Below are 19177 nucleotides of genomic sequence, written 5' to 3'. Positions count from 1 at the left end.
TTTCTTGGGTCATGAGGTCAACGTGGCTTCCCGATGCGCCACTCCCCACTCAATCATAGTATCCAAAACCGAGATGATCCTTTTTCCCGATTCCGTCAATTCGTATTCAATTCTGATGGGTGTAGAGGTTTGAACATTTCGCTTAACCACGCCATTCAGCTCCAACTCTTTGAGTTCTTTGGAGAGCATTCTCGGCGTAATTTTATCGATGTTTTCCTGAAGATCTTTAAACCGGTTTTTACCATAAAGTAAGGATGCAATTATGGGAAGTTTCCATTTCCCACTCAACACATTTAAGGTATCATTGATCGCCAAAACATATTGGCGAGGACAAGACTTTACTCCTTCTAATGGATTCAATTCACTCATAACTAACGCAGTAAGAAATTCACTATACAAAAGTATACTAATATATATAGTATAGTAACTATAGAATGAGAATTATCATTCTTAATTTTGAAATCGAATTCAAACCTCAAAACAACAAAAGATGATTTTAGTTACAGGAGCAACCGGCGGATATGGAGGAAGCGCCATCCAGCATTTGCTCAATAAAGGAGTACCGGCCCAGGAAATAATTGCTTTGGTTCGGAGTGAAGAAAAAGCCAAGGATCTAAAGGAAAAAGGAATCGAAATCCGAGTCGGTGATTACACCGATTACAATTCTTTGGTTCAAGCTTTTAAAGGAGTGGATAAATTGTTGTTCGTATCCGGAAACGATATTCCAAACCGGGATGATCAGCATAAGAATGTGGTAGATGCCGCCAAAGAAACCGGAGTAAAACACGTGGTCTATACTTCCTTTTACCGGAGGCCTGAAATAGAAAATTCGGCCATCGCCTTTTTACAGGATACCCATATCAAAACGGAAAACTGGCTCAAAGAAAGCGGAATCGCTTACACCCTACTGCAAAATGCACTTTATATGGACATGGTAACAGGTTTTGCCGGAGAAAAAGTATTGGAAACGGGTCTGATTTCGTTACCGGGTGGATCTGGAAAATTTAGTGCTGTGATTCGGGATGAACTCGCTGAAGCCGCGGCCCAGATTTTGACAACAGAAGGCCATGAACACAAAGCCTACCCTTTGACCAATAAGGAAGCCCTATCCATGCCTGAAATGGCAGAAGCCATCTCAAAGGCCAGTGGTACATCTGTAAGCTACAAGCCATTGAGTAATGATGAATACCAAAAGGAAATGGAAAGCCAAGGTGTTCCCGCTCTTTTTATTGGTATTTTTCAAGCTTTTGCCAAAGCTCAGGCACAAGGCGAATTGGACATCGTGGGCGATACCCTCGAATCCTTAATTGGCCGCAAGCCCTATTCGGCTCAAGAGTTTATCGAAAAGGTATACGGATAAAATGAAACGAAAAGATTTTCTTAAACTTATGGGGATTGGAGCCTTGTCCCTGCCTATGCTATCGTCCATGAAAAAACTGGAAAATCTAAGCACATTATTTGACCATTCAGAGCGAATGCCTGTCCTATTCTTGGGGCATGGCTCGCCCATGAATGGGATTGAAGACAACGAATTCGTCCAAGGATTTAAAAAGCAACGAGAATACCTGCAGAAGCCCAATGCCATTATCGTTATTTCGGCTCACTGGGAAACTCGGGGGACCTACGTAACCGCTGTCGAAAATCCAAGAACGATTCACGATTTTGGTGGATTTCCGAAGGAACTGTACGAGGTGCAGTACCCGGCTCCGGGTCACCCAGCACTGGCTCAGGAATTGGGACAGATGATACAGCCAGAAAATACCGTTCAAATGGATCATCAGTGGGGATTGGACCACGGCTCCTGGACGGTCATTAAACCCCTCTTTCCCGAAGCCGATATACCTGTTCTCCAACTGAGTATTGATTATACCAAGCCCGCTGCCTATCACTACGAATTGGCTGGACAGTTGAAAAAACTACGGGAACGTGGCGTATTGTTGGTAGGAAGCGGAAACATTGTGCACAACCTGGGCAAAGTAGCTTGGGACAAAGCCCAAGAAAATTATGCCTACGATTGGGCCATGGAGGCCAGTGAAAAGAGTAGACAATGGATTCTTGATGGAAACCACAAAGAATTGATCGATTTCCGTAAACAAGGGCGAGCTTTTGATCTCGCTATTCCAACTCCCGAGCACTACTTGCCTCTACTCTATACTTTAGGTCTGCAGGACAACAAAGACCAGGTGTCGATCTTTAACGACAAACCTCTGGCAGGATCCCTAACCATGACCAGTGTTCGATTGGCTTAATCGCCCAATTTACCGCTCATACCTGCCTGAAACCATAGGCCGGAATTTTGACGGTGGTGGATGAGAGTTTCGCTATTTTGGTAGAAACAAAATCATTCACGATGTCCAAATCACTTAAATACATTATCATTTCCATTGGTGCAGCAGGTTTGATGGCAAGTGCTAATCAAGCTTATTATGGTGCTGATTTTTTGGATTACTTCATGGGGATATTTTTAGGCGTTACCCTGATTGGAACCGCCTTAATCACCCAGGATAAAAAATCAACCGACACCTCAGGAGAATAAGTCCTAATTTGAAAGTATATGAACCGTTATCTGGTATCTTCGGGCACCAGAAAATAATGGTATGAAATATTCTTTCCTGATCCTGGCAGTCACGCTCCTTTCTATTTCTTGTCAGCAGGAGCAAACCCTGGAAAGTGAATTCACAAAAGGAATCCAAGATTCACCAAAGGCCTCTACCCTAACCTGGATGGCCGATAGTAGCCTTCGGGTTCTGGATTTGCACGGCTCTCCGTATGATCGCGGGTTTCAGCACGGTCAATTGCTCAAGCAAGACATTCGGGCCGTAACCGATTCCTTGCTCATCGATATTGGGAAAACTACCCAGATGGATGCGATGCAGTACATCGACTCCTTTCTTGCCCAAAGTGATTTTACTTCCGCCCTTGAAAAATGGACCCCCGAATTGCTGGAGGAGATTAAAGGAATTTCGGCTGGTTCGGAAATTCCATACCCAATCATCCTGATGCATCAGCTGGGGGATGAATTCTTCTTTAGCACCAAGTACATGTTTGCCCATAAATGCAGCTCCATAGGAGTGAACCACACCGATAGCCACCCAACCATCGCTGCACAAAACATGGACATCCCCACCTATTTCCACGGCTACCAAACCGTGATGAAAATAAACGAGAAGGATGGCCGAGAAAAGTTGATTCTAACCATACCTGGACATATTGGAATTACAGGCATGAATAGTTCGAGTATTTCCATCAACTGCAATATTCTCATGCAACTGGAGGCTCAGTCGAAAGGAATGCCCGTAAGCGGAATCGTTCGTGGCACATTAAACCACACCGAATATGATCAAGCCCTGAACTGGGTAAAATCCATTGACCACGCTTCCGGTCAGAACTACCTGATTGGTGGAAAAGAAAAAGTAGTTTCTCTGGAATGTTCAGCCCAATCAAAAGAGGAATTCAAACCTTTTGCAGACGCCCCTTTTACCTACCACACCAACTACCCAGTTGCCAACAAAAGCTATAGCGATTGGTACCTCTCCGCTTTGGATGAAAACGGATATACTCTAAAAGACATGCCTCAGTTTTGCTGGCGTTTCCCGTCGTTCCAGAAGCGTTTCAACCAAACAACGGCCGATTTTGGTATAGCCGAAATCAAAGAAGTTCTAAGTTCCCGGGATCACGAAAAGCCTGATGTAGTGAGCAACACTTATACCTATGCCAGTGTGATCTATGTACTGGACGATCAACCCCAATTCATTATCGCTCCTGGAAAACCCCATGAAACGGAATACATTAACATTCCATTTCCTTCACAATCACTTTGAAATCGAGTTCAGCACATAAACTCTCCGGACTACCTCCACTCCAATATGTCCAACCCATGATTCAAGGCGTTCAGGACGGAGTAGCCTACCATGAAATTAGGCCGGAATCAGACGCTAAGGAGTTCATTCACTGCTATTGGCAACTGAAAACACCCTCCCCTCTGGACGAACCTTTCACCTATCGAGTAGCTTCTGACGGTTGCATCGATATTCTTTGGGAACAGCAAAAAGGCGATCAATTATACATTACCGGATTCTCCAAAAAGTTTGTTGAGTTTGAATTGGGCCAATCCTTTGACTATTTAGGTATTCGCTTTGTACCGGCCGGATTTCCCACCTTATTCGATATTCCCGCGAGCACCCTTACCCAGCAATTCCTTCCTCTTCAAGAAGTGGAATCCAATCTGAATGATGTCCTAATCCGAGAAGTAAGGGCTCCTCTTTCCTTGAGCCGTGCCGCTGAGCGGATGGATCTGATTTTTCAAAACTGGATAGATCAAAAAGAAATGCATCCACAAGCCGATGGTCGCTTCCTAAATGCCATGGGACAAATTTTGAAAGCCCAGGGCAACTTGAACGTAACAGAACTGGACGTTGGATTGAGTGAACGTCAATTGAGGCGGTTGTTTGCTTTTTACTTTGGTGAGTCCGCTAAAACCTTTGCCAAGGTGGTTCGTTTTCAAACCTTATTAGGCACGTATCCTACTTCTAAAAGCTTAAAGGATGACAAGATCTTCTACGATCTGGGTTACTTCGATCAGGCACATTTCATCAAGGAGTTTAAGGCCTTTTATGGAATCACACCCAATCGGGCCTTTAGGCGCTGAGTTTGTCCGATTCTTACAATTTATCCCGCTTAGGTCCCGGTAGCTTTGTTTCATCAAAATCAAATTATGAAACGAATTACTCCCCTTATTTTATTCCTGTTCCTACTGAACCTTTCAGGATGGACACAACAAAACAACTTCACTAAAAACGCAAATGACATGAAACTAAATGCCGGAATTATTACCGATAAAATGGATGCAACCAAGCAGTTTTACCAAGACGTATTGGGATTTGGAGTAACCTTTGAAAATGAATTCTACCTACTGCTGCATACGCCCAACAGGCAAGCGGAAATCAGTTTTCTCCTCCCTCAACACGCCAGCCAAAAACCGCTCTTCCAACCCGCTTTTCAAGGACAAGGAGTATACCTCACCATTGAAGTGGAAGATGTGGATTCCTGGTACTCTACCCTACAGGAAAAAGGCATCCCTATTCAAATCGAGATTCGAAATGAACCTTGGGGCGATCGGCACTTTGCGATTCAGGACCCCAACGGAATAGGAATTGATATCGTTACTTATGCGGCACCTGAATAGATTCCAGAGCCAGGGAGGTTGTAGATTCATTTCTACGCCTCTCTTTATATTTTAGCCCTTCGCATTATGTCAGAAATAGAAGATTGGATATACGGTTATGATGGTAATCAACGGGAGATAATGCTCTTCTTCCACCACATGTTGACGAAGGATTTTAACCTTATCGAGAAGATGAAGTTTAAGCTCCCCTTCTACTACGGCAAAAGTTGGATCTGTTACCTCAGCCCCACATCCAATGATAGCGTTGAGCTCGCTTTTACTCGTGGGAACGAACTATCCAACCACCAACAAATTCTGGAATCAAAAGGAAGAAAACAGGTGTATAGCATAGAGCTCAAAGACTTGAAATCCATCCCTCTAACGCCTATTCAGGAAGTCCTTCAAGAAGCCTTGGTGCTCGATGAATCGAAGCCTTACTCGGTTAGACGAAAAAAGTAGGCCAACTTAAGTTTTGGTTGTTACATTCGGAAGACTTTATTTAAGAAATCAATGAATCCTTCCAGTAGCTCAACGACTATCTTACTTGTTTTCCCTATTCTAATTAGCGGTTTACTTATTGCCTGCAATCCAGAATCAACCGTCACCAAGGAATCACCCACACACACTTTACTCTTGTTGGAAAAAGACCGATTGCAACTGGATATACAAAAGAGGTTCATGCATAATCCGTCCCAGTTTAACGAGGTGTACCAAGCCATGAAAAAGGCCAAGAGCCTTCTGGAGGATGGTGCATTTTATGCTTGGTACCAGAAGAAGACTTTTGAAGGCCTGAGTATAGATACAACCGAAATGCAATCGCAAGATTTAAACCTACTTAGTTATGTGTTCTACCTCCACAAAATCAGAACTGAACGCATTGATAAACTCTACCAGTTTGACTCTCTCGATGTTCTCGCAGAATTAACATCACCAGCGTCAGGCCTCAACCGAGGTGATACATTCGAGGTTAATTTAAGGGTAAAGCCATATTGGAAATGGATAAACCCTCCCATCACTTCCAAAGCGATTTACCAGGGGGATACGCTTGAATCAGAAATTTGGTACGATCAAGGAAATTACCAGGTTCGAACTCCTGTAAGCGGTAAAGGCAATTACGAGCTGATTTATTCCTTTGGGGCTCCCACTCCCTTCGGTTTTGACACCTTACCAGAAAAGAGGCAAATAATTACCTTAGAGTGAATTATAAACCATGAAGTATTCATTCATAATACTACCCCTCCTTATTCTCGGGATGGATATTCAAGCTCAAATCGTTAAAAAAACAGGGAGCTTGTTTCAGGAAATCAGTAATCACATAAGCACGATGCCCGGGGATAGTGGATTGGACTATCGGGAGCCCACAAATCGGGAATTAAAAACTTGGGAGCATACGATTCAAAATTTGCTCGCCACCCATTATCAGGCCGCAGGAGATTCGGCTCAGAAGGTGGGTTATGAATTGCTGGAATTTAGTGATACCACCTCCGGACAAAACAAACTTTACTATCTCCTGCAAACCCAAGATTCAAACCACTGGGGTGCCTATATCTACAACCCTCATTACTGTCGCCCATTGGTGATTCAATCTCCTCATGCCAAGAAAGATGCCAACACGGGCCTTCAGGGTGCCTATATATTTATGGAAACCGGGGCGATGTTTTTTGAGGTAAATGGAACCCATCGATGCAACAGTTCTTCTCCCAGTACCTGCAGTGGATCTACTACAGTTTGTTCGAGTAATTCAAGCTCAAGGCCCTACCCCATTTCGGATTTGTCTCACACCACTCAATCCTTGTTTCAGAAAACTACGGAAGTGATCTTTCAGGAAATAGACAAAAGTTTCTTTATACAACTGCACGGATTTGCTAAGAAAAGCTCAGATCCCTATGTCATCTTGAGCAACGGAACTCAACAGACTCCTTCCACAGACTACCTGGATGACTTTAGGATCAACCTATTTATGATCGATCCAAGCTTGACCTTTAAAGTGGCGCACATCGATACCACCTGGACCCGCTTAAGAGGTTTTTTGAATACCCAAGGCCGGTATATAAATTCCAGTTCTGATCCTTGTCAATCCAACGCTACTCAAACCTCCGGCCGATTTTTTCACATTGAACAGGAGCGGAGCAAGTTGAGAGACAATGAAGCTGGATGGACCAAAATTGCAGAAGCTCTTAAGCGTTCATTCCATTGCCAATCGCTTTCTCAACTTGAGAGGGGATCCATAAATCGCCTACATGTTTATCCCAATCCAGCGGAGGATTACGTTCAAATAGTGGGTCTGAACGGGAGATCATTTGATCCAAGTGCATTCATCTTTAGCGCCATGGGACAAAATGTAAGTAAGGAGGTTATTATTCATGACTCAAGAGGATTGATGAAACTGGATATTAGCGCCCTTTCTCCAGGAGTGTATTGGATAAAACTGGAGCACGAATCTTTCAAGATATTGAAGCGATAGCTCCATCGACACGCCTGAACTGTGTATCTTCGATCATCTCCCCATTTTGAGTTTCAGACGAAAAAAGCGGAGCAATCGTTTCAGACATGAAAGCCATGACATTCATTTTTATCCTTGTTATCAGCGTCTTTTCTTTCTCCTGTAAAAAAGAAGTCATGGAAGCTCCAGTGGTCACAGGCCAAAGCACCTACACCTTTCCCGAAGAAAGTGAAAGGCATGAAGGCACTTGGTTGCAATGGCCCCATCACTACCAATATGGCAAAACTTTTCGCGATCGACTGGATCCAACCTGGGTTGAACTTACTCGTGAATTGGCCAGCAGTGAAAAGGTGCATATTGTAGCCTACGATCAGGTGGAAAAGAACCGAATTACGGCCTTGTTAAATGTAGCTCAAGTGGATTTGGGACAAGTAGACTTTTCACTCTACAAAACCGATGATTTCTGGGTGAGAGACAATGGTCCAATTTACGTAAAGGATCAGGATGGAAACTGGGTAATCGAAGATTGGGGTTTTAATGGCTGGGGCAACAAAGCCGACTACGGCCATTGCAATGCCGTACCGGCAAAAATTGGGATGGATCAAAACCGAACTGTAGTTAACCTAAACTCCATTATGATTAACGAAGGCGGAAGTGTAGAAATGGACGGCCATGGTAGCCTTATGGCCTGCAAAAGTTCGATTCTTAATGCCAACCGAAACCCTGGAATGACACAAGCTGAAGCCGAGAAGATCTTTACTCAGTTTTTGGGTGTAACAAACTTCATTTGGTTAGATGGGCAAGCTGGATTGGAAATAACCGACCAACACATTGACGGATTTGCCCGCTTTGGTAACTCCAACACCATTGTTACTCTGAATCGAGAAGATCTTTTGGCCTACGATGTCCTCCCAACGGATATTGATAAACTCTATGCTGCACGCAACGCCGATGGAAAGGCCTACGACTTTTTAAAACTCCCGCTTACCCAAAATAACGTGGTTACCGAATACGGCAAAAAACTGGGGTACCAAGGTTCCTATTGCAACTATTACATCGCCAATACAAAAGTCATTGTTCCCACCTATTCCGATCCGAATGATAGCCTGGCCCTGAGTAAGCTACAAACCCTTTACCCCAATCGAGAAGTGGTTGGAATAGACTGCCGAAATGTTTATGCCAATGGAGGTATGATACACTGTATTACCCAACAACAGCCATTGTAAAAGGCTATTCCCAACCCATTTAAGGGAATAGACTAAGTTTGTTCATGTAGTTAACCCTAAAACCTAACCAGTATGAAAGTCTATTTCCTAATAACCACTTTGTTTTTCACCTTGGTAGCTTCCTCTCTTCAAGCCCAGGATTCCGATTGCCTAAGTAAGCTTAAAACAGGCACATTTGCTTATGATATGGGGGGAACCACGGTAACCGTGACCCGCACCAAAAGCAAGCAGATTGAAGTCTTTGGTAAGGGAGAATCTAAGATCATCAATAAGGTAAAATGGATTAGTGATACCGAATACGAATTGACCTACGTGAAAAACGTCAATGCCCCTGGCTGTCTATCCAAGGGAGATAAAATGGTGGTGAATGTTTTGGAATGTGAAGCCACCCAATACAAGGTAAAGATTGCCTCTATCAAATGCGGGAGTGCCGAGGCCTGGATTCGGATTGTTGGCGATTAGAAAACATGATTCTTTTGACTCAAATACCCTTCCAGGAAATTCCCATGAACCTGCTCCTAATGGCCGATCCATCGGAAGATCAAATCCGGAAGTACTTACAGAACAGTTGGTGTCTGGCAGCCAAACGCGATGATCAAATACTTGGAGTATTGATTTTAAGTCCAGCCAATTCGCTCAAAGCCGAGATCAAAAACATCGCTGTTTACGATGAATATCAAGGTCAAGGAATTGGAAAAAAGCTACTCCAAAAAGCTCAGGCTTTGGCCCAGGAAAAAGGATTCCATCAAATCCAAATCGCCACAGGAAATTCAAGTATCGGTCAGCTCGCCTTGTATCAAAAAATGGGATTTGAACCGATTCGAATAGAGAAGGATTACTTTCTTAAACACTACAATGAACCCATCATGGAGAATGGCATAGCCTGCAAACATCGGATCCTTTTGGAAAAGGCCTTGATGTAGATTAAACCCAGCCTCTTTTTGGAAGATTAATCCCTATTTTTAGCTTTCTGTTAAACCCATGAATTAAACCAAAAAACTCATGAGATTAGGTGCATTTTCGGTCAGTTTAAGTGTAAAAGACCTAAAGGTTTCCAAGGCCTTTTATGAAAACCTGGGATTTAAAGTTCTTGCCGGAGGCGAAGAACAGAAGTACTTCATCCTGAAAAATGAGAATTCTCTCATCGGAATTTTTGAAGGCATGTTTGAAGGAAACATTCTCACCTTCAATCCGGGATGGGACGAAAACGGGCAAAACCAACCCGACTTTGACGATATCCGAGAAATCCAAAAACACCTCAAAGATTCTGGAGTAGCATTAATGACCGAAGCCGACGAAAGTTCTTCCGGACCAGCGAGTGCCATGCTTACAGATCCTGACGGGAATGTAATTTTGCTCGATCAGCACCGATAGCCTCGTTTATGCAAGACTACATTGGCTTTGCCGAAAAAAATGGCGTAACTCTTCTCAACGAAGGCCCTTGTCAATTTTGTGGGGCTCAAACTACTCGCGGAGTTCACGAATGCCTGGATATTTTCAACCTTGGGTTTCAGTCCATCGATTTTAGTCAAGTTCAAAACCACAAATACCGGTTTTGGATTGTGGATGCACATACCCTGCAACACCCTGAGATTCATGGCCGATGGAATAATCATTTTCACCTAACCCGTCTCCATCTTCAATTTCATCTCGGAGTGAATTGGAGCTACGCCTTGTCTCCAAAATTGAGCGATCATCTCAATGTCTATAAACAACAGCATAAGGACGAGCAACTAACTCCCCCACCCTGTTTACATAGAGGCTCGATCACTACTACCGATATCTTGCGAGTATCCGAAGATGCTGAGACCTGCAAAACTGCCATCGAGAAATGGGCTCGTGAAGTATATCAGGCCTGGAATGAACATCATGCTGTTGTGGAATTCATTGCCAAAGGATTTTTAGAAAGACATCCGGAATTAAGATAAAGTTGACTCAATTGCGCGTTTAATCAGGTGCGCGTTTAAACGCGTACCTGAGTTATATTTCAAACGATTAAAAAGGGCAAAAGGAAAAATAAACCCATGACAAACCATCCCAAAATCACCTTACTTAGTATTCTGCTGTTTGCCATCGTAGCTCCCAAATTCCTTTGGTCTCAAGATCTATGCCCCAATCAAATAGAGCTCTTACATGCACTGAATGCCCCAGTGGTTCAAGTAAATTTGGGATTGAATGATGAAGGGTTGCGGTACTCACTTCAGAAACAAACAGACCTTTCCTTTTGCCCCGGACCAGTAAAGCTGAACGGCCAATTTCAGCTAAACAACAAAGCCTTTTCTACCTTGATTGTAATGGGTGGTAAATGTGACGATAGCACTGGAATTTCCAATGAAAGAGCCTACTCTTCTCATGTATTAGTCAGATCCAAAGATGTACTGATAAATGCCCATCACCAATTGCTGATTAATGGCCATCTGGTTCATGAGGATTCTGTTATTCTCTTTATCCAAAATCTCTCCCTCGAGTTTTTCTGGAAGTATGAATATCGATTAGTAGCCTACTCGGTTCAATGGGAGAATGAGGTTTCCCAATCGTTTCGGGAGCAAATTGTTCAAGATATTATCCAAGGTTTCTTAATGGCCGCTGATTCGGTGAGTGAAAGACTTTACCAAAAATCAGTCTGTCAGCTCAGTTCGGAGGAAGTTAAAACCCTAAAAAAGGATTTTCAATTTGCCTTAGTTTTGGATAAACCAGCTCCTCTTCCACCTCCACCGAGAAAAAGGATGCCAGAGATTAAGGATTAAGCCAAAGAAAAAACCATTCGTAAAAACCTAAGTCATGCGTGAGATCATTAATACCCTTTTCGGAGCCCTATTCGGTATTAGCTCGGTTGCCGGCATGGGACTAATTGCCGTGATCCTTTATCCCGCTCTTCCTGAATGGTTGGCGATTCTGGTTACTATCGTGTTATTGGGTTTAGGCGGCTGGATTGGTATTATTATTTTTAGAAAAGTTGAGGCCATTGGCCTACTTGAATTCTATACGGCTTCGAAAGCCACACCCAATCTAGATCATTTAGAAGTAGGTCCAAATAGCGAAACCAAAAAACGAACACCCCAAGAATGGGTACAACTCATTAATGAACAAAAGCAATTGTTTAAAGGCGGATCAATTCGCATCTTCAACGATTGGTTTGGCAAGCCACATCATAATCACCACGTACTGGTATCTGCATCGTTTGATTCAAAAGAGCAGATATTGACAATCAATTTTGACAGTGGAGAGGTCATAAGCATCTATCAGCCTGAGCCTATTTTTGAATCAACCACCTTCTTAAAAGTCCTTCGGGCAAACCGCATTAAGCTATCCTGGTACAAATACGGTAAACCACAAACGAAGGAAAACCACTATTACATCAACTATCAAAAGAAAGGCAAGCACATCGAGGTAACGACCGATTACAACTTTGGCACGACACGATTTAATGCTTCTGTAGGGTATCCGGCTCTTATGATTTACGGATAAGTCGATGTCCTAGAGCACATTTAGACTCAGGTATAAACTAAGAAACACTAATTTACCTTGATTTACATGCTCCCAAGGGGCATTTCCTAACTTTCGGATTCAATCCTAATTACCGCTGAATCTACTGCCATGAAATACCTTGCTGCCATTGGTTTGTTTCTTTTTCCAATCTTCTTCTTATCCTGCCAGGAGGAGGTCAATACGCCATCCACTTCCCAGACGATAGGGCAAGAAGTTGAGTTTATCGATCCATCAATTTGGGCCATTTTCCAAGATCAAAATAAGGTGTACTGGCTGGGCAGCAAGGATAATGGTGTATATCGATATGATGGTAAAGGATTGGTCCATTACACCCAGGAAGACGGTCTGGTGAGTGATCAAATTCGCGGCATTCAGAGCGATTCTTCGGGCCACCTTTTTTTCGATACCTCAGAAGGGATCAGCCGTTTTGATGGTAACACTTTTACCACCCTCGTTCCGATGGAATCGGATGAGAAGAACTGGAAAATCGAACCCGGTGATTTGTGGTTCAATCAAATTGGATTAAAAAGTGGTGTGTTTCGCTACGACGGAGAAAACCTTTACCATTTGACGTTTCCCGATTTCGATTGGAAAGAACGGTTTGGATATCCCATGCCCGATTTTCGATTTGGAGCAGCCTTTGGGGTTTATGGAATCCACCAGGACAAAGCAGGAAACATGTGGTTTGGCACGCCCTTGGCCGGTGTTATCCGTTTCGACGGTGAATCGTTTCTCTGGATTGCTGAAAAAGAACTCACCGAACTTGAGGATGGCCGGGTTCCAGGTATCCGATTTATTTTGGAAGATAAGCAAGGAGACTTTTGGCTGAGCCACTGCTTAAATCGCTACGAATTTGTTCCCAGAGATCCCAATAATCCGGACTCTAAAGACTCCTATCTCAAAAAACCTGGGGTCCCCGCTCAAAATGGAGGGGCTACCCTGAACTTCCCTATTTTCTTTCCGGTCTAAATGACGATAACCAGAACGACTTATGGATGCTTTCCTACAATGAAGGAATCTGGCGTTTTGATGGAGAAAAAATGCACCACTACTCCATTCAGAATGAGCAAGGTCCAGTCAATCTTTTTAGCCTTTACAAAGACCGGAGTGGGCAACTTTTAGTAGGTACCGAGAGTGATGGTGTTTATAGATTAAATGGAAATCGATTTGAGAAGCTAAATTGGGACTTGGATTAGGCCCAGGTTCCGGCTTTCATAAGAATCAAGTTAAAGTAGTGCCTGAATTAAATGACACAAATGATCTCTAACATCACTTCTCTTCCGACCATAAAACCGCCATCTGATCCTACTTTATAATCGTAACGGTCAATGGTCAGCTTCCCTTTAAACGTGCTATCGGAATAAGTGAAAGGAATGGTTACTGTTTTGGACACTCCGTGCATTGTTAGTGTTCCTGTAACGGTAAAAGATTCACCACTTTTGGCTATCGAGCTGGATTTGAAACAGATCTTTGGATACTTCTCTACGTGAAAAAAGTCTTCTTCCTTAAGGTGATGGTCCCGCTTTTCATTTTCGGTGTTTACGGTGCTCGCATCGATGCAAACATCAAAAGAGGATGCCGGCAGGTTTTGAGGGTTAAAGTTTATGGTTCCGGTCATTCCGGTAAAATTTCCATCCACCGTTTTAAAACCCATATTCGAGATTTCAAAATTCACTTTGGAATCGGAGGTCTTAACGGAGTTTTGTGCTATCGCAAAATTGAATCCCAACAATGCGATCGAAAGGATGAGCATATTCTTTATCATATCTGTTTTATTTGATTTTAGGCTACAAATTTCAGTACGAGAATGTGCCTGTGCATTCACCTAGGTTAATAAATGCCGCTTTTTGAATTTTTTTTGATCGGACAAAACGACTGCCAGGATCGAGATAAACAATCGGTTATTGCTCGGATTTAGCCCAATCGCTTCTAATTCTGCTCAGAGCTTGAGGAGTAATTCCGAGGTATGAGGCTATCATTTTTTGAGGAACCCGATGAATCAATTGAGGATAAACGTCCATAAAATGTTGATACCGTTCCAAAGCAGATGAACTCATGTGCATCAATACCCGGTTTTGAAGCACCCCTGCCCTCTTGAGTAGTTTTTCGATACTTGATCTCAGGTCTTCAGGCGTCAGGTTATCCATGGTTTGCTGAAGGGGAACAACATCAGAATCTTCCAAGGCGTCGATGAACAAACGGGTTGGCGTGCTCGAAGAATAAGCCAGAATATCTCCCATAAACCAATTCTCGGGGGCAAACATGAATACATGTTCTTTTCCCTTTTCGTCGATAATATAACTACGTAGAAGCCCTTTAATCACAAAATAGGATTTCAACTGGCTATCACCCTCCAACTGAAGTATGGTTCCTTTCTTGATTCGTTTTTGCTTACTCGTATCTATGAACATGGTCCTTCTTTCTGAGGATTAAATTCTGACTAAACGGAAGACAATGTTAAACCGGATTTTTTAAGTAAAAAACAATAAACGGATGAAATATTGATTTTGGAATAATTTCCTCTGGCTTAGTTCCGGCATAATACGACAAGAATAACTGGGCGGTAAAGAATCCCTTTAATTTTGAATTTCAGAAAAAGGTCTTATCTCATGTTCAAATTCACTTAAGCTCTCATGAATCTCAATCAAATTACTGTTCCTTCCTTGGATTTGTTGCAATCGGTCCCTTTCTACCAGGCACTTGGACTCCAATTGATTGTTAAATCCAGCGACGACTACGCTCGTTTCGTTTGCCCGGATGGTGGATCCACTTTCTCCATTCATCGGGTGACAGAGCTGCCTTCAGGCGATGGAATCTATGTCTATTTTGAATGTAACGACCTCGATAACGTTGTTTCTGAATTGATTTCAAAAGGAATAAAGTTTGATCAACTCCCCAGGATCAACCCTGGTTATGGAGGGAAGCCTACCTCAAGGATCCTGACGGTAATCAGATTATTCTTTATCATGCCGGTGAAAACCGGGAGAATCCCCCCTGGAGGTTAAAAGATTCAAAGTAGAAAGGGGGAACTTCTTTTGACTCGGAACCATTTCATAATTATCCAATATCTTGGACTTGGGAATTGTTGAGTTTTATGGCCAATAAGTTAGAGACATTCGATGTAGACAAATGGACCGTCTTTGGTCGAAATACCTTTCTTCCTCCCTTCAAAATCACCGATGCGCTAATCAATGAAGCCCGAATCGTTTATGTGGTCAAGGGCAAGTCTCGTCTATATTCCGCTGAGCAATACACGGACCTCACAAATGGTGATTTATTAATCATGAAAACGGACAACTTCATCAACCACTGGCAGGAAAATGAAGACGGGTCCCATACCCAGGTTATCGTTTTTCAACTTACTGCCGATTTTCTGAAGTTTCTCTACCAAAATCGTCCTCCGTCCTGGTTTTCGGATACGGAGATTCCCGCGGGTTCTTCTGTCGTAAAAGTAAACCCACATCCCATTCTTAGCTCCTACTTTGAGCAATTCAAGTTTTACCTGGAAGAACCCAGCCAATTGACTGAGGAAGTGATCCAAATCAAGATACGGGAACTGATCTCTATCCTGGTACAAACCGATCAGGATGGCGCCATCCGACAAATCATGGGAAACCTGTTCACGGCCACCGATTACGCTTTTCAAGAAGTCATCAGTAAAAACCTCTACGAAGATCTAAACCTGGAGGATCTGGCCTTTTTTACGGGAATGAGCCTTTCTTCATTTAAGCGTAAATTCTCCTCCGTTTATGGAACGACACCCAACAAGTACATCATTTCCAAACGTCTCGAAAAAGCACAAACACTTTTAACCACGTCCAACTTAAGTATAGCCGAAATCGCCTACGACTGCGGATTTAGCGAAATCGGATATTTCTCCAAAACCTTTCGAAAGTATTACAACGTCTCACCCTCAGATTTCAGGAAGTAAGAATTTCAGAGTCGAGAGTCGAGAGTCGAGATTACCTACGGTGATCGCTTCGCTCTGAGTGGGAGATTGGAGATTGGAGATTGAAGATTCGAGATTGAAAAAGAGCTGAGCCAAATTTCCCATTCTTTGAACTTTTTCTCCCAACGATCCGGTTAGGGTTTCAAGAAGTTTGCATTGTAACATTTTTAAAACGATGCAATTATGAAAACTTCTTATGGAATCCTGATAACCACCTTAACCCTCCTCATTAGTTCAATAGGCTTTGCTCAAAAGGTACAGTCCTTTACCATTGAAAGAACCATTCAAGCTTCTGCAGATAAGGTTTGGAAAGTGGTTGGCGAGGAGTTCGCCGATATCGCCAAATCGCATCCCAAATTGTCGGGATCGCATTATGTAGAAGGCTCTCCACTATCTGGTGAGGGTTGTGAAAGAGTATGCAGTCTCAATGCTAACGGAAGCAAATACACCCAGGAGAAAATGGTGGACTATAATCCGACTGAATTCTCCTTTAAAGCAGAAATCAAAGGAGTTGGCGGATTACCGATTGACACGACTACCAGCTACATGATTTACGATGTAGATCCAATTGATGAGAACACCTGCAAAATCACACTAACCATGGTCTACCGCACCAATCCCGCCTTTATGGGAGGCTTGGCTAAAGGTAAGTTCCGCAAAAACATTGAAGACTACGCCATAGCTATCGAGCATTACACGCTTACCGGCGAGGACGTGAACCCTGAGAATTTCAAAAGAATCAAAAAACAATACTCCTAATTCTTCTACCATGATAAAAGATGCCTCAATTCTAATAACCGGTGCCAATGGTGGTATTGGATTAGAAACCGTAAAACTACTCGTCAAGCAAGGAGCCGGAAGAATTGCCCTGGCCTGCAGAACGGTTGAAAAAGCCCGTAAAGCTATTGCTGAAATAGCCGATCCAGGGACAACCGAGCTTGAGCCCTACGGAGGTTTTGATATGAATGATGATACCTCCATCAATGTGGCCGTGAGATCGCTCCCCGCTTCCAAACCCTTCGATATTGTGTTTCTGCAATCCGGGGGAATGATTGTAAGCCAAGATTTTCAGTTCATCTATGGCGCTGGAAAACCCATTGAAAAAACGATTTACCAGAATGTATTCGGGGCTTATCTTACCGTGAAGGCCTTGAAAAAAGAGGGGTTACTTGCTCCGCAGGCTCGAATCGTTTTTGCCGGAGGAGAAGGAGCTCGTGGAGTTAAAGGATTGATTGAAAAACCCGTGTTTAGATCGGTTGATGAATTCAACTCTTACATCTTTAAGGGTGGAGACAAGTACGCCGACATCAATGCCTTAGGTGTATCCAAGTTTATGAGTGCTCTCCTGGTTCAAAAGCTTTCTCTGGTGGATACCGAGCATACCTATGTCTGGTTTTCACCCGGACTAACGGCAGGAACGAATGGTCTCGCCCAAGTACCTCAACCCAAGCGTTTTGTGATGGAAAATATCGGTTTCCCATTGATGCAGTCCTTAGGATTTGCACAAGGTCCGAAACAGGCTGCTCAAAAATTCGTGGACTGCCTCGATGGCCAATACGGCGAAAGCGGAGATCTCATAGGGGCTCCGGAAGGAAAAGCCCTGGGTGCCTTGGTAGACCAGAAGCCTATGAACGAAGGCCTGACCAACCACCAATTCCGAGATACATTCTGGGAAATCGTAACGAGTAAATGTGGAACACTTTAAAATACAAGAACATGATGACTAAAGACGAACAAATCAAAGACTTGGACAAAAGAGTAAAATGGGTAAAAAAGCATTTGACCATTACCTTCTTACTCTCTTTAGTAACCTTCGCCATGCTGGTGGGTCATTTCATCCTTCATGCGACCGGGCGGTTGCCGCACTAACAGGTAAAATTCAGAGCGGGTACGAGTACGAAGACGAGAGTAAACGTATAAATTGAAATCAATCCCAATCTCGTCTTCGTCCTCGTTCTCATTCTGCAACCTCCCTCGTTTATTAGCATTTTTTTTCGATTTATCCTATGCGCGCATACCAACGGAGCCCTACTGCGTTTTGTTTATATAGGTAGAGGCTTTTGGTCATGATTAAACCTTCCGGACATATCATCTTGTGGACTTGGGTCATCCTGGTTTTCTGGGGTTGCGAAAAGGAATTGACCATGGCCAGTCTCCCGATAGATCTTCGAAGCGAACAGAACTATGTACTGGATGGAGAAGGCCGAATCAAATCACTACAAATTACCGAAAATGGCACCTTGGCGTTTCAAGTTGCTTTCACCTATCACCAGGATTCTATTGTAGAAATATCCAGAGATTGGCGTAAAAATGAATCTTCTGAAGTCACTTATTACCTGAACCCTAAAGGAGAGGTTAAACGCCAATCCCGGTACTATTTTGATTGCCCCAGTCAAAAACAATGCTACACCGAAGCGCTCTACAAATACAAAAACAACCGGCTTGCCGAATGGACGGAAACCACTTACCAAATTGCGGGGACAGATTCACTTATCGAGCGCAGCCAACAAAGCCATAAGTACTTTTACCTAAACAACCAGCTTGTGCGTGAGGAGAAGAAAATTGGTGACTATGTCTGCTTTCGGTTGTATGCTCATGGCCAAGATCAGTCCTTGGTAAACCTGCACAATTTTAGAGCGGGAATCTTAAAGATTCAAGGCAGTTTGCTTCGAACCAGTGAAACCGATTTCTCCTGTTTGGAATCGAATCTTGAATGCCAAAATCAGTATGAATACGAGTACGACGATCAGGATAGAATTTCCGGATGCCATTTCTACCGGAAGTGCCGCGATCAGTTTAGCAACAGTACTATTTACCACAGCTATACGAAGTACAACTATTGGATTGAAGAATAAGTGTGGAAGTAGAAACGTTCAACCTTCAGAATGCTTCCAATAACCATTGGA

At 43.2% G+C, this 19177-nt stretch carries 26 protein-coding genes and 1 pseudogene; 24 read left to right on the top strand and 3 right to left on the bottom strand.

The genetic code is table 11. The annotated features are described in order from the left end of the window. Nucleotides 1-9: 9 nt before the first annotated feature. On the bottom strand, nt 10-369 hold the full coding sequence (locus KFE98_14670; GenBank protein ID UTW61250.1) for a helix-turn-helix transcriptional regulator: 360 nt from the start codon (nt 367-369) through the stop codon (nt 10-12). Nucleotides 370-490: 121 nt separating this feature from the next. Here KFE98_14670 and KFE98_14665 point away from each other — a divergent pair, with 121 nt between their 5' ends. From KFE98_14665 to KFE98_14580, 18 genes are all read left to right on the top strand, one after another. Continuing rightward, nucleotides 491-1360 carry an SDR family oxidoreductase gene (locus KFE98_14665; GenBank protein UTW61249.1) on the top strand — a complete coding sequence of 290 codons (870 nt, stop codon included), beginning with the start codon at nt 491-493 and terminating at the stop codon, nt 1358-1360. A gap of 1 nt (nt 1361) precedes the next feature. Continuing rightward, nucleotides 1362-2249: a 4,5-DOPA dioxygenase extradiol gene (gene ygiD, locus KFE98_14660; GenBank protein ID UTW61248.1), complete on the top strand. Its 888-nt coding sequence runs from the start codon at nt 1362-1364 to the stop codon at nt 2247-2249. A gap of 101 nt (nt 2250-2350) precedes the next feature. Next, entirely contained in the window at nt 2351-2536 is a 186-nt protein-coding gene (locus tag KFE98_14655; GenBank protein UTW61247.1) for a hypothetical protein, read from the top strand. A 61-nt stretch (nt 2537-2597) separates the two neighbouring features. Next, complete coding sequence (locus tag KFE98_14650; protein UTW61246.1) at nt 2598-3821, top strand: hypothetical protein; 1224 nt, start codon at nt 2598-2600, stop codon at nt 3819-3821. A 56-nt stretch (nt 3822-3877) separates the two neighbouring features. Then, nucleotides 3878-4648 (top strand): AraC family transcriptional regulator, encoded by a 771-nt coding sequence (locus KFE98_14645; GenBank protein ID UTW61245.1) that lies wholly within the window; start codon nt 3878-3880, stop codon nt 4646-4648. A gap of 159 nt (nt 4649-4807) precedes the next feature. Beyond that, nucleotides 4808-5185, top strand: coding sequence for a VOC family protein (locus KFE98_14640; protein UTW64719.1), 378 nt, complete (start codon nt 4808-4810; stop codon nt 5183-5185). 66 nt (nt 5186-5251) lie between these two features. Continuing rightward, a complete protein-coding gene (locus tag KFE98_14635; GenBank protein UTW61244.1) occupies nt 5252-5623 on the top strand; it encodes a DUF1801 domain-containing protein in 372 nt (123 codons plus the stop codon). A 51-nt stretch (nt 5624-5674) separates the two neighbouring features. Beyond that, the gene (locus tag KFE98_14630; protein UTW61243.1) at nt 5675-6364 is read left to right on the top strand and encodes a hypothetical protein; all 690 of its coding nucleotides are present in this window, start codon (nt 5675-5677) and stop codon (nt 6362-6364) included. Between the two features lie 10 nt (nt 6365-6374). Continuing rightward, a complete protein-coding gene (locus KFE98_14625) occupies nt 6375-7628 on the top strand; it encodes a T9SS type A sorting domain-containing protein (GenBank protein ID UTW61242.1) in 1254 nt (417 codons plus the stop codon). An 86-nt stretch (nt 7629-7714) separates the two neighbouring features. After that, on the top strand, nt 7715-8833 hold the full coding sequence (locus KFE98_14620) for an agmatine deiminase family protein (protein UTW61241.1): 1119 nt from the start codon (nt 7715-7717) through the stop codon (nt 8831-8833). A 72-nt stretch (nt 8834-8905) separates the two neighbouring features. Beyond that, nucleotides 8906-9295 (top strand): hypothetical protein, encoded by a 390-nt coding sequence (locus KFE98_14615; protein ID UTW61240.1) that lies wholly within the window; start codon nt 8906-8908, stop codon nt 9293-9295. Nucleotides 9296-9300: 5 nt separating this feature from the next. Further along, nucleotides 9301-9756 carry a GNAT family N-acetyltransferase gene (locus KFE98_14610; GenBank protein UTW61239.1) on the top strand — a complete coding sequence of 152 codons (456 nt, stop codon included), beginning with the start codon at nt 9301-9303 and terminating at the stop codon, nt 9754-9756. A 79-nt stretch (nt 9757-9835) separates the two neighbouring features. Continuing rightward, entirely contained in the window at nt 9836-10207 is a 372-nt protein-coding gene (locus tag KFE98_14605) for a VOC family protein (GenBank protein UTW61238.1), read from the top strand. 8 nt (nt 10208-10215) lie between these two features. Continuing rightward, nucleotides 10216-10761: a hypothetical protein gene (locus KFE98_14600; protein UTW61237.1), complete on the top strand. Its 546-nt coding sequence runs from the start codon at nt 10216-10218 to the stop codon at nt 10759-10761. A gap of 96 nt (nt 10762-10857) precedes the next feature. Further along, nucleotides 10858-11580, top strand: coding sequence for a hypothetical protein (locus KFE98_14595; GenBank protein ID UTW61236.1), 723 nt, complete (start codon nt 10858-10860; stop codon nt 11578-11580). A gap of 34 nt (nt 11581-11614) precedes the next feature. Beyond that, complete coding sequence (locus KFE98_14590) at nt 11615-12301, top strand: hypothetical protein (protein ID UTW61235.1); 687 nt, start codon at nt 11615-11617, stop codon at nt 12299-12301. A 129-nt stretch (nt 12302-12430) separates the two neighbouring features. Next, complete coding sequence (locus tag KFE98_14585) at nt 12431-13291, top strand: hypothetical protein (protein UTW61234.1); 861 nt, start codon at nt 12431-12433, stop codon at nt 13289-13291. A 26-nt stretch (nt 13292-13317) separates the two neighbouring features. Next, nucleotides 13318-13518: a hypothetical protein gene (locus tag KFE98_14580; protein ID UTW61233.1), complete on the top strand. Its 201-nt coding sequence runs from the start codon at nt 13318-13320 to the stop codon at nt 13516-13518. Between the two features lie 47 nt (nt 13519-13565). Here KFE98_14580 and KFE98_14575 read toward each other — a convergent pair whose 3' ends face one another. Beyond that, nucleotides 13566-14087, bottom strand: a complete 522-nt coding sequence (locus KFE98_14575) for a YceI family protein (protein UTW61232.1) — start codon at nt 14085-14087, stop codon at nt 13566-13568. A 136-nt stretch (nt 14088-14223) separates the two neighbouring features. Continuing rightward, entirely contained in the window at nt 14224-14733 is a 510-nt protein-coding gene (locus tag KFE98_14570; GenBank protein ID UTW61231.1) for a Crp/Fnr family transcriptional regulator, read from the bottom strand. Nucleotides 14734-14955: 222 nt separating this feature from the next. Between KFE98_14570 and KFE98_14565 the strand changes: the two are divergent. The 6 genes and pseudogenes from KFE98_14565 (at nt 14956) to KFE98_14540 (ending at nt 19126) form a co-directional block, all read left to right on the top strand. Further along, nucleotides 14956-15341: pseudogene (locus KFE98_14565) on the top strand (VOC family protein). 75 nt (nt 15342-15416) lie between these two features. Next, entirely contained in the window at nt 15417-16253 is an 837-nt protein-coding gene (locus tag KFE98_14560) for a helix-turn-helix transcriptional regulator (protein UTW61230.1), read from the top strand. Between the two features lie 201 nt (nt 16254-16454). Next, nucleotides 16455-17030: an SRPBCC family protein gene (locus KFE98_14555; protein UTW61229.1), complete on the top strand. Its 576-nt coding sequence runs from the start codon at nt 16455-16457 to the stop codon at nt 17028-17030. Nucleotides 17031-17040: 10 nt separating this feature from the next. Continuing rightward, complete coding sequence (locus tag KFE98_14550) at nt 17041-17976, top strand: SDR family NAD(P)-dependent oxidoreductase (GenBank protein ID UTW61228.1); 936 nt, start codon at nt 17041-17043, stop codon at nt 17974-17976. Between the two features lie 11 nt (nt 17977-17987). Further along, on the top strand, nt 17988-18140 hold the full coding sequence (locus tag KFE98_14545; GenBank protein ID UTW61227.1) for a hypothetical protein: 153 nt from the start codon (nt 17988-17990) through the stop codon (nt 18138-18140). A 197-nt stretch (nt 18141-18337) separates the two neighbouring features. Beyond that, nucleotides 18338-19126 (top strand): hypothetical protein, encoded by a 789-nt coding sequence (locus tag KFE98_14540; protein ID UTW61226.1) that lies wholly within the window; start codon nt 18338-18340, stop codon nt 19124-19126. Nucleotides 19127-19177 lie beyond the last annotated feature (51 nt).

The sequence above is a fragment of the bacterium SCSIO 12741 genome, assembly GCA_024398055.1.
Classification (GTDB): domain Bacteria; phylum Bacteroidota; class Bacteroidia; order Flavobacteriales_G; family Salibacteraceae; genus SCSIO-12741.
This window is presented reverse-complemented; position numbering and strand designations above follow the sequence as displayed.